A 7,247-nucleotide genomic window follows, 5' to 3' on the forward strand; every position below is an offset into this window, starting at 1 on the left:
CGACCATCCTGCCCTCCGCGCGGGGCTTGCCGGTACCTGCCCACGCTGGGCCCGTCTACGAGCAGATCCGCGCGCAGGTCACCGCCCTGGTGGCGGTGGGGGCCCTGCGGCCGGGCGACCGGCTGCCCGCGTCGCGCGACCGCGCCCGCGACCTCGGCGTCGCGGTCGGCACGGTCGGCACGGTCGGCACGGTCGGCACGGTCCAGCGTGCCTTCCGCGAGCTGGAGGCAAGCGGGGTGGTGACCAGCCGCCGTCGTACCGGCACCGTCATCGCTGTGGGTATGGGTATGGCGGGAATCTCAGCGCCGATTGCCGCCACAGCCATACCCGCAGCAGCGGGCGAAGCGGCGGGCGAAGCGGCGGGCGAAGCGGCGGGGGCGAGGTCGACCGGGGAAGGCAGTTCAGCGGGACGCGGTGAGGCGCTCGTCGCGCAGGCACGGGCCCTGGTCGCCGAGGCGCGCGCGGCCGGCCTGTCCGACGACGCCGTGCTCGACCTGGTCCGGGGCGCTCTCCACACGCCGTGAGGAGGGGTGCGTGCACATTGCTTCGGCACTTTGTCGGGGGGGGGGGGGGGGGGCGGGGGGGCCCCCCCCCCCCCCCGCCCCCGGGGCGCGGGGGGGGGGGGGGGGCCGCCACCCGCCCCCCCCCCCCCCCCCGACAAAGTGCCGAAGTGATGTGCGCGGCTCAGGCCTGCGCGACCTCCGCCGGGTCGGACTCCGCGCAGTTGCGGTTGACCACCAGCACGGGGCACGCCGAGTGGTGCAGCACCGCCTGGCTGGTGGAGCCCAGCAGGAGCCCGCGGAAGCCGCCGCGCCCTCGCGACCCGACCACGATCATGTCGGACGCCGAGGAGAACTCCGTGAGCAGCTCGGCGCCGGTTCCGTCGAGCACGATCCGCCGGATCACCATGCCCGGGTTCTGCGCCTCGTGCCGGTCGATGATGACGTCGAGCCCGGCCTTGATGTCGGCCAGCACCTGCTCGTGGTCGATGTTGGAGGGCAGCCACGCCAGCAGCCCAGCGCCTGAGCCGACCGGGACGCCCGCCACGGCCGTCAGCTCGGAGTCCCAGGCCTTGGCCTGCGCGATCGCGTGCCGCAGCGCCACCTCAGCCTGGGGCGACCCGTCGACACCGACCACGATGCGGCGCACGTCGCGCACCGCGCTCCACGGCCGGGTACCACCGGCCGCGCCACCACCGGCCGCGCCACCACCGGCCGCGCCACCACCGGCCGCGCCACCACCGGCCGCGTCAGCCTGCGCCGGCCCGCCCGCCGAGGCCTCCGCGGCCGACTCCGCCTCCTGCGCCGCGGCCTCGTCGGACCCGGGCGGCGCCCACGCGCCACGCCCCCTGGTCTCGCGCAGCGGGACCACCACGACGGGGCAGTGCGCGTGCGCGGGCAGCGCCGACGAGACGGTGCCGAGGAGCCGTTCCGTGAAGCCTCCGCGGCCCCGGGTGCCGACCACGGCGAAGCCGTAGTCGCGCGACAGCTCGACGAGCACCCCGGCCGCGTCGCCGGTCGCCACAGCCGTGGTCACCCGTACGCCGCAGCCCTCGACCCTGGCCTCCGCCTCCGCGAGCACCGCGCGGGCGCCTTCCTGGATGGTGCTGTCGTCGAGCGCCGCATACCCGCCGTCGAGCGAGGCCGCGGTGAACGACGGGAGCGAATAGCTGCACACGATGTGCAGCGCCCAGCCGATCCGGCGGGCGTACGCCGCCGCCCAGTCCAACGCGTGCAGGCTCGCCTCCGAGCCGTCGACCCCGACCAGCACGACCTCCGGTCGCTTCATCGCGCCTCCCGCGTCTCTCTGGAGTGATGCCACCACGCTACTCGTCCGGCGGGGCCCCGGCAGGGAAGCACGCACGACGGCGCCCGCCGTCCCCGGAGGGGGCAGATGCACGACGCCCCGGTCCATGGGATGGACCGGGGCGTCGGTGGCGGTAGCTGTCGCTGGTCGGCTCAGTACCGGATGAACTGCGGCGAGCTCATCCAGATCGCGCGGAACTGGATGGTCTTGCCGGGGCGCGGTGCGTCGATCATCGTGTTGCCGCCGGCGTAGATGCCGATGTGGCCCGGCTGGTAGATGAGGTCGCCCGGCTGCGCCTCGGCGCGGGAGATCCGGGTACCGCCCGCAGCCTGCGCGGACGACGTGCGCGGAAGGTTGATGCCCGCCTGCGCGTAGACGTAGGAGGTGAAGCCGGAGCAGTCGAACCCGGCGGGCGTGGTGCCACCCGACAGGTACGGGACGCCCACGTAACGGGCCGCGATCGAGACGATCGTGGAGCCGTTGGCCGAGGCCGGGGCAGCCGCGCCGATGCTGCTCGAGCTCGAGCTCGAGGCGGTGGTCGACGTCGTCGTAGAACGCGACGTGGTGGTTGCCCGGACGGGCTCCGGCTCCGGCTCGGGGGCCGGCGTCACGGAGATGACTGCCTGCTCCACCGAGAGGTCGGCGTCGGCGGCCACTGCGACCACCGGGGCGGCCGCGAGAGCGGTGCGCGCCTGCTGCGTCAGAGCAGACAGGTCGACGGTGCTCAGCTTGGCGGCGTCGTTGGCGACGGGAGCGGCCTGGGCGGCCATGGCGCCGCCGAAGGTCGAGACGAGGAGCCCAGCCCCTGCTGCGACGACGGCCGCGTTGCGGCCGACGTTCGGGTTCTGTGCAAGGCCAGCTACAGGTCGGCGCGCTGCACGATGGCGAGCGCGAGACGTACGTGCGGTCACGTAGTACCTCTCCTTGTACGCCTACGAGGTCAGCTGTCGGGTTCGGGTGGGAGAAAGCACCCGGCCGAGCGACCCGAGAGTCCGCCCGACTTCACCCCAAGGACGCACCCTGGCGCCCAAAGTGGGTCCCCCGCCTCTGTCATGCGGGTCGTGGTGGCCCCGGCCGGTGACAGAGTTCGGCGTCCGTCCGAGGGCTCCGGTGGATTAACTCCTCGGAGCGGTTCTGAACGTACCGGAACCTCGGATGAATGTCACGTTCACGTCACGAAGGCGACCTGTCGCATAACTGGTGATGACACAGAACCGCCTCCGTGCTGCAGCACGGAGGCGGTTCACCAAGTGGTCTTGTGCGAGGTCAGGAAGCCGCCACGAAGAGGTGACGAGCCAGGTCCTCGGGCAGGTCGAGCACGAGCGGATCGCCTGCGACAGCCTCTGCCGGCACGTCCGCCGAGACCGTGTAGACGCCGTTCTCGTGGGTCGCGACGATGCGGGCCCCGGGCACCAGCCCGGCGTCCGCGAGACGGGCGAGCAGGTCGACGTCCGTCTGCAGCGGCTCCGCGATCCGGGTGAGCGACGCCGAGACGGAACCGCGCACCCCCTTCTTCGCCGCCGCCTCGAAGACGGCGGGCAGCGAGGCCACGCCCGCGAGGAACGGCACGTCCGTGAAGTCCTCGCCGAGCTCGGAGAGGCCGGGGATGGGGTTGCCGTACGGGTCGTGGTGCGGGTGGTCGAGCAGACCCACGAGGCGCCGCTCCACCTGCTCGCTCATCACGTGCTCCCAGCGGCACGCCTCGACGTGCACGTGCTCCCAGTCGAGCTTGATGACGTCGGTCAGCAGGCGCTCCGCCAGGCGGTGCTTGCGCATGACCCGCATCGCCTTGTCGTGCCCTGCCTCCGTGAGCTCGAGGTGGCGGTCGCCGGTGACCACCAGCAGACCGTCGCGCTCCATGCGCGCGACCGTCTGCGACACCGTGGGACCCGAGTGCCCCAGCCGCTCCGCGATCCGGGCGCGCAGCGGTGTGATGTCCTCCTCGTCCAGCTCGTAGATCGTCTTGAGGTACATCTCGGTGGTGTCGATCAGGTCCGTCACGTCCACTCCCGTTCTTGCCGGCTCCGCGGGCCCGCCGTCGGCGGCGGGTCGTCTCGGCGGACGACCCGGCACACCGGCTCGCCGACCCTCGTCCTAGTCTAGGTGGGGGCGCCGACATGGCCCCTCACCCCCGCCGCACGCGCCCCTCGGAGCCCGCCATGCCGTTGACCATCCCCACCGACCTGCTGCCCGCGGACGGCCGGTTCGGGTCAGGCCCGTCGAAGGTGCGGCCCGCCCAGGTCCAGGCCCTCGTGGACCACGCTGACGTGCTGGGCACGTCGCACCGCCAGCCGCCTGTCAAGGACCTCGTGCGGCGCATCCGCACCGGCCTGGCGGAGCTGCTCCACGTACCCGACGGGTACGAGGTGGCGCTGGGCAACGGTGGCTCCACGGCGTTCTGGGACATCGCGACCCTCTGCCTCGTGGAGCGCCGGGCGCAGCACGCCGCGTTCGGCGAGTTCGGGGCCAAGTTCGCCACCGCGACGTCCCGCGCACCGTTCCTCGAGCCCTCGCAGGTGATCCGGGCGGAGCCCGGCACGGTCGCGCACCTCGAGCCGTCCGACGAGGTGGACGTGTGGGCCACGCCCCACAACGAGACCTCGACCGGCGCGATGGCCCCGGTCCGCCGGCCCGTCCCCCGCCCCGCCGCGACAGGCACCGGCGACGGCCCGCTCCTCCTCGTCGACGCCACCTCGGGCGCGGGCGCCCTCCCGGTAGACCTCACGGAGACCGACGTCTACTACTTCGCCCCCCAGAAGGTGTTCGCGGCCGACGGCGGCCTGTGGCTGGCGGTCCTGTCGCCCGACGCCGTGGCGCGGGCCGCCCGGATCGAGGGCAGCGGGCGCTGGGTCCCCGAGTTCCTCTCGCTGACCACCGCGCTGGAGAACTCCCGCGCCGACCAGACGCTCAACACCCCGGCGGTCGCCACGCTCGTGCTCCTGGCCGACCAGGTGGAGTGGCTGCTGGCGCAGGGCGGCCTGGACTGGGCGGTGAAGCGGTCGGCCGCCTCGGCCGAGATCCTCTACTCCTGGGCCGAGGCCAGGGACTGGACCACGCCGTTCGTGGCCGACCCGGCGGAGCGGTCCACGGTGGTCGGCACCATCGACCTGGACCCGTCGGTGGACGCCCAGGCCGTGGTCGCCACCCTGCGGGAGAACGGCGTGCGGGACGTCTTCCCCTACCGCAAGCTCGGCCGGAACCAGCTCCGCGTCGGTATGTTCCCCGCGGTCGAGCCGGACGATGTGGCAGCGCTCACTTCATCCATCGATTGGATCCAGAATCATCTAAAGTGACCCCCGAGGACAAGCGCACAAAGCGCCGCTTGTCCATGTTAGCACAAATGGGGGATTTGTGATCGACCACTTCTCGCAGGGCCTGCTCACGCCGGCCCTCTCTTTCGCGCTCTCGTGCGTCGGCTGCGCCGCAGGACTCTCCGCGACCGCCCGCGCACGTGTCTCGTCCGGTCGGCAGCGGTCCGTCTGGCTGGTCCTCGGCGCGATCGCCATCGGCGGCACGGGCATCTGGGTCATGCACTTCGTCGCGATGCTCGGGTTCGCGGTCACCGGAGCGGAGATCACCTACGACATCCCGCTCACGCTGGCCAGCGCGGTGCTCGCCGTCGCCGTCGTCGGCGTGGGCCTGTTCATCGTGGACCGTGGCGGCTCCCGGACCGTCCCGGTCCTCCTCGGCGGCGCCGTCGCGGGCCTCGGCGTGACCGGCATGCACTACCTGGGCATGGCCGCCATGCACGTCGGCGTGACGATCGAGTACGACCCGCTCCTCGTCGCCCTCTCGGTCGTCATCGCCCTCGTCGCCGCGTCGGTGGGCCTCTGGCTCGCCGTGAACGTGCGAGGCGTGCTCGCGGCCGCAGCGTCCACGCTGGTCATGGGTGTCGCCGTGTCGGGCATGCACTACACCGGCATGTCGGCCATGAGCGCCCACCACGAGGCCGGCACGCCCATCCCCGTGCCGACGGCGGGGGTCGGCGCGGACGAGCTGCTCCTGCCCCTCATCGCCGCCCTGACGGTGAGCACGCTGCTCCTCGTCGTCGTGGTGACCATCTGGCCCAGCGCGGGCGAGATGCGCACGCAGGCGCAGTTCGAGGAGTGGAAGGCCCGGCAGCAGGAGATCCAGCGCGTCGCCCTCGAGCAGCGCCCCCGGCAGGCGGGCCCGTTCGACGTGCGGAAACGCTCGTCCGACACGTTCGAACGCCGCGACTGAGCCCTCGATCACGTCAGGCCCCGCAGGAGCCCAAGCACATGGATGGACCTCGCCGCATCACAACCGTAATCTCACTCAAACCGCCGAGTCGTGGCTGAATGTTCCCGTTCGGACGGGTGATTACGTTGTTGTTCCGTATTGTCCGCCCCGTGAACGCTCTGTAACGTGACCGGATCCCGACGGCCAGCACGGCCCTGGGACCCACAGAACCCGGCGGCCGTAAGCCACACGGCCCCGGTCCTACGTCTGGTACTTCGAGGGGCTTTCTGCGATGCCAGTGATCGACCATTTCACCTACGGGATCATCACGCCCCTTCTGGCGTATGCCCTCTCCTGCACCGGGGCGGCCACCGCCCTGTCCTGCACCTCGCGCGCGCGGGCGGCCACCGGGGCCGGCCGCGCCGTCTGGCTCATGCTCGGCGCCGTCGCTCTGGGCGGCACCGGGATCTGGGTCATGCACTTCATCGGGATGCTCGGGTTCGGCGCCGAGGGCGTCATCATCCGGTACGACGTCCCGCTCACCCTTCTCAGTGCGCTCGTCGCCGTCGTGGTCGTCGGCGCGGGCCTCTTCATCGTCGACGTCGGCAAGGGCCGGACGCCGTCGATCGTCGTCGGCGGCGTCCTCGCCGGCACCGGCGTGGCGGCGATGCACTACATGGGCATGGCGGCGATGCAGATGTCTGCCGACGTGTCCTACAGCGTCCCCTACGTCGTGGCGTCCATCGCGATCGCCGTCGTGGCCGCCACCGCCGCGCTCTGGTGCACGGTGAACATCCGCGGGATCGTCGCCACGGTCGTCGCCACCGCTGTGATGGGCCTGGCCGTGTGCGGCATGCACTTCACGGGCATGGCCGGCATCTCGCTCACGAACCCGTCCGAGACCATCCCGCTCGGCGCGAGCACCACCGAGCTCCTGGTCCCGCTCGTCATGGGCGTGTCGGTCGTGACGTTCATGCTGATCCTCGTGATCGGCCTCTGGCCCACGGAGGCCGAGATCCGCGCCCAGGCGGAGTTCGAGGCCAAGCTCCAGCAGCGCAAGTTCGAGCGCAAGCAGTTCGAGCGGGTGCAGCAGGAGCGCACCCAGAACGACCTGGTCCGCCAGTCCCAGCCTGGCTGACCCGAGCGTCACGACGGTGCCCGACGCCGGACCGGGGGCCCCCCCCCGGGGGGGCCCCGGGCCGCCGGGGGGCCCCGGGGGGGAGTGCCCGGGGGGCCGCGCC

7 protein-coding genes and 1 riboswitch are annotated in these 7,247 nt (G+C 72.5%); of the genes, 4 read left to right on the forward strand and 3 right to left on the reverse strand.

Going from position 1 to position 7,247, the window contains the following annotated elements; translation table 11 throughout:
* Nucleotides 1-26 precede the first annotated feature (26 nt).
* Nucleotides 27-524 (forward strand): GntR family transcriptional regulator, encoded by a 498-nt coding sequence (locus AC060K_RS11055; RefSeq protein WP_483765479.1) that lies wholly within the window; start codon nucleotides 27-29, stop codon nucleotides 522-524.
* A 160-nt stretch (nucleotides 525-684) separates the two neighbouring features.
* Here the strand turns inward: AC060K_RS11055 and AC060K_RS11060 are convergent, their stop codons facing one another.
* From AC060K_RS11060 to AC060K_RS11070, 3 genes are all read right to left on the reverse strand, one after another.
* Entirely contained in the window at nucleotides 685-1,788 is a 1,104-nt protein-coding gene (locus AC060K_RS11060; RefSeq protein WP_483765480.1) for a universal stress protein, read from the reverse strand.
* A gap of 170 nt (nucleotides 1,789-1,958) precedes the next feature.
* Nucleotides 1,959-2,717, reverse strand: coding sequence for a C40 family peptidase (locus AC060K_RS11065; RefSeq protein WP_483765481.1), 759 nt, complete (start codon nucleotides 2,715-2,717; stop codon nucleotides 1,959-1,961).
* 2 nt (nucleotides 2,718-2,719) lie between these two features.
* Nucleotides 2,720-2,909, reverse strand: a riboswitch (cyclic di-AMP (ydaO/yuaA leader).
* A gap of 163 nt (nucleotides 2,910-3,072) precedes the next feature.
* Nucleotides 3,073-3,807 carry an iron-dependent transcriptional repressor DtxR gene (locus tag AC060K_RS11070; protein ID WP_483765482.1) on the reverse strand — a complete coding sequence of 245 codons (735 nt, stop codon included), beginning with the start codon at nucleotides 3,805-3,807 and terminating at the stop codon, nucleotides 3,073-3,075.
* Nucleotides 3,808-3,965: 158 nt separating this feature from the next.
* Here AC060K_RS11070 and serC point away from each other — a divergent pair, with 158 nt between their 5' ends.
* The 3 genes from serC to AC060K_RS11085 all read left to right on the forward strand — a co-directional run bounded on the left by serC (nucleotide 3,966) and on the right by AC060K_RS11085 (nucleotide 7,144).
* The gene (gene serC / locus AC060K_RS11075) at nucleotides 3,966-5,099 is read left to right on the forward strand and encodes a phosphoserine transaminase (protein ID WP_483765483.1); all 1,134 of its coding nucleotides are present in this window, start codon (nucleotides 3,966-3,968) and stop codon (nucleotides 5,097-5,099) included.
* Nucleotides 5,100-5,157: 58 nt separating this feature from the next.
* Nucleotides 5,158-6,027 carry an MHYT domain-containing protein gene (locus tag AC060K_RS11080; RefSeq protein WP_483765484.1) on the forward strand — a complete coding sequence of 290 codons (870 nt, stop codon included), beginning with the start codon at nucleotides 5,158-5,160 and terminating at the stop codon, nucleotides 6,025-6,027.
* 271 nt (nucleotides 6,028-6,298) lie between these two features.
* Nucleotides 6,299-7,144 carry an MHYT domain-containing protein gene (locus AC060K_RS11085; RefSeq protein ID WP_483765485.1) on the forward strand — a complete coding sequence of 282 codons (846 nt, stop codon included), beginning with the start codon at nucleotides 6,299-6,301 and terminating at the stop codon, nucleotides 7,142-7,144.
* Nucleotides 7,145-7,247 lie beyond the last annotated feature (103 nt).

It is taken from the genome of Antribacter sp. NEAU-D49, assembly GCF_057158775.1.